Origin of the sequence: Ferruginibacter sp., from assembly GCF_031430955.1 — a bacterium.
Classification (GTDB): domain Bacteria; phylum Bacteroidota; class Bacteroidia; order Chitinophagales; family Chitinophagaceae; genus Ferruginibacter.
Genome location: NZ_JANPCM010000428.1, coordinates 1 through 3,251, shown reverse-complemented (window position 1 = coordinate 3,251; position 3,251 = coordinate 1). Strand labels below are relative to the sequence as shown.

The 3,251-nt window shown below is 34.9% G+C and carries 4 protein-coding genes and 1 pseudogene; 1 reads left to right on the top strand and 4 read right to left on the bottom strand.

What is annotated here, in order from left to right:
* Nucleotides 1–274: pseudogene (locus tag ACY65O_RS11870) on the top strand (DUF4440 domain-containing protein); the annotation flags it as partial.
* A 74-nt stretch (nucleotides 275–348) separates the two neighbouring features.
* On the opposite strand, the gene ACY65O_RS11865 reads toward ACY65O_RS11870, so the two are convergent.
* From ACY65O_RS11865 to ACY65O_RS11850, 4 genes are all read right to left on the bottom strand, one after another.
* A complete protein-coding gene (locus ACY65O_RS11865) occupies nucleotides 349–738 on the bottom strand; it encodes a hypothetical protein (protein ID WP_462221067.1) in 390 nt (129 codons plus the stop codon).
* 94 nt (nucleotides 739–832) lie between these two features.
* Nucleotides 833–1,051 (bottom strand): hypothetical protein, encoded by a 219-nt coding sequence (locus ACY65O_RS11860; RefSeq protein ID WP_462221066.1) that lies wholly within the window; start codon nucleotides 1,049–1,051, stop codon nucleotides 833–835.
* Between the two features lie 66 nt (nucleotides 1,052–1,117).
* A complete protein-coding gene (locus ACY65O_RS11855; protein WP_462221065.1) occupies nucleotides 1,118–1,882 on the bottom strand; it encodes a glycoside hydrolase family 25 protein in 765 nt (254 codons plus the stop codon).
* 123 nt (nucleotides 1,883–2,005) lie between these two features.
* On the bottom strand, nucleotides 2,006–3,251 hold a 1,246-nt coding region (locus tag ACY65O_RS11850), incomplete at its 5' end, for a T9SS type A sorting domain-containing protein (protein ID WP_462221064.1).

The window sequence follows — 3,251 nt, the reverse complement described above, 5'->3', positions numbered from 1 at the left end:
GCAGAGTGATTCGCTAAAATTTATTGGCAAAAGCGGTGTTACTTATGGCTGGCAAAAAACTTTGGAGAATTATAAAAAAAATTATCCTGATACTGCCGCTATGGGTAAATTAGATTTTAATATTGTAGAAGTAAAAAGATTATCGGTGCTGTATTTCTTTGTGGTGGGCAAATGGCATTTAACCCGTAGCATTGGCGATGTGGGCGGCCACTTTACTTTATTATTTAAAAAGATAAAAAACAAATGGGTGATTGTGGTGGATCATAGCAGTTGATTGGTTTACGGGTTAATTAGTGGCGTAATTTATAAATTTAATCAACTGATCAACAAATTAACCAATTAACCAGCTCACGGATACTTTGCAAGTTTTACAAATAAATATTTACTGCATAAAAAGTAGGATGCAGTAAGGCCCAGTAATGATGCGGTTATATCACTGTAATCGAATGTGCGGCCAAAAACAGGAATCAACTGTAATACTTCATTAATTATCAACAAGCAAAAACATACAACACAAAACCATTTTAACTGTTTATCAGAATGAAGATTAATATATTTACTTAACAACCAGTAACAGCCAAACGGTAATAAAAAAGAGCCAAGCAAATTAGGCGCAATACCCAGTAAAAATGTTGTGGGTTGGTTAAAATTAAAATAAGGCCTGATACCCCATTTAATTCCTTCAATTATTACTGCACCTGTAAGTAAAGTGTATTTGCAAAAAATTTTAAGCTGCATACCGGTTGGGTTTAATGCTTAAAAGTAATACAATATTATAATAAGGGAATACCAGTAAAAGGGTATTGTGCATAAGGAAAGTTATATTGTAAAGCTACACCCTCCATTTGCGGCGCAGATAAATAATCATCATTATTAAACTAACGGTTGATAAAAAATAAAAAAGATAGTTTGTCCAGTTAGGGCGAATTTCAAAAAAAGCAAAGTCTTTGTAAAAGCCAAAAAAAACATTAGCCATCATCCATAGCAATACTATTGCAATGGTATTAAGTATCCTTACTAAAAAATCTCTTGTATCATCTTCCATTCCCATAAAGCCCCCATCCCCTAAAGGGGGGTTGTGAGGTTTTATAAAAGTAGTAAAATAGATGATGCTAAATTATTTTATCAGTAGCTTTTTAAAATCGGTACTGTCGCCGTTAAACACATTAAAGTCAACATAAGCATCAATGCCGTTTACCCTGCCTGTTTCGTTGTGTTGCCAAAAAAGCCATTCCCGTTTTATACGTGGCTTATCTTTTACTAAATAATGCGCCACCCAAATAGGGTAATCATCAAACTTGCCGGCTAAAAAATTTTGGTAAAAATCTACATTGGTATAGATGATGGGTTTTACTTTGTATTGTTTTTCTATTATCTGCAACCAATCTTTGGTGCGTTGCTGAATACCTGTTACAGATGCACCGTAAGTTTGTTCAATATCCAGTACAGGTGGCATATCGCCTTTTGTGAGTGTAACAGTTTGTATAAAATTTTCGGCCTGTGCTTTACCACTTTTGCTGGCAATAAAAAAATGATAGGCGCCACGGGTAATTTTTGCTTCCCCTGCTTTAAACCAGTTTCTTCTAAATGTACCATCTACATTGCCCAACCCCTCGGTAGCTTTCATAAAAGCAAAACCAATTTTAATGTTTTTATCCTGCATGTCTCTTACAGCTTCCCAGTCAATGGCAGCCTGGTAGCGGCTTACATCAATACCATGTATTTGATAACTTACAGGAATTGGAATACCAAAGGCGGCGTAACGCACAAACTTTGGTTTGTTAAGAAAATAAGTAATTAAATAAATTGCTAACGCTGCAGCTGCCAGGTAAATAATTGATACGGTAATAACTTTAAAAGCGGTTGTCTTTTTTTTTGCCACGGTTGGTTAATTGCGGCAAAGTACAGCAATGTTTATCAATAAAGAAAATTGTTTTACATCAGATAGAAGAGATTAACACAAATTATATTTTTCCAGAAAAATTTCTTGCTTAATTATTCAATCTTACTTAATCAATTTTTTTAGATACTTAAAATTGTTACCGCTTATTATCTGCAAATTGTATTCGCCTGCAGGTAAATGCTGCGATGGTACGTCAAGATATTCTGATCCGTTTACCAGGGTTATATTTTTTGTATAAACCAACTGGCCTATAGCGTTATACAATTTAACTGTTGCAGTTGAGGAAGTAAAATTTCTTAAATAAATATAAAACTGGTTTTTTATGGGGTTTGGAAATATTTGAACCACATTTTGTCCGCTTATAATGTCAGCTACTTTTGATGTGGTATTATTTCTGGATAATAACCAGTATTCGGGATCTATTAAAACAGTATCGGCAACAAATCCTAAATTACTCATAAATATTTCTCCATTAGTTTTATTATCCACCACAATTGTTTTTTCCTGTGTGGCATTTTTAAATTTTAATGCTACAGGCATTTCAAAAAAGTTTACAGAAGCATGCGATGTGGTTTGGTTCATTTTTATTTTTACAGTACTGCTGCCAACAGGGGTCCACTCCACATTATAAGAGGGATAACCCTGGCCGGTAAACCAATCTTTAAAAAATTCGGTAAGGTCTTGATTACTTTCCTGCTCCAAATGTTTTTTTAAATCAGCTGTTTTTGCAAAACCATACATTACTTTAGGGTCTTTTTGATAATTTCTTATGGCTCGGAAAAAAGTTGAATCTCCCAACTTCCATCTCAACATATATAACAGATAAGAGCCTTTACCATAAGATAGCCTGCTGTCAAAAATTCTGCCTACGTTGGTAGTATCATCAACTTTTACTGAGCCCCCGGGTTTAGAAGTGATATATTCAACATCATCTTTCCTTAACGATAGCCTGTACTGCGGATAAAATTTTTCAAAATATAAGGCGCTGCTCTGGGTTGCAAATCCTTCATTCAGCCATATATCTTCCCAGCTGCCGCAGGTAATTTTATCGCCAAACCATTGGTGTGCCAGTTCATGTACAATAAGATAATTTACTATTGAAACTATAAATGATGCGGTTTGATGTTCCATACCACCGCCCCAGCCAAATTGCACATGGCCATATTTCTCTTTAATAAAAGGGTATTCGCCAAAAAGACTTTGATAATATTGCAAAGCATCCAGTACAACCTGTGTGCCATTTTGAAATGATGTAAGACTTTCGGGATAACAATAGGTTTGCATGGGCAACGATACATTACCTAACTGCACGGCATTATTAAACACCACATAATTGGTAACCGCAAAA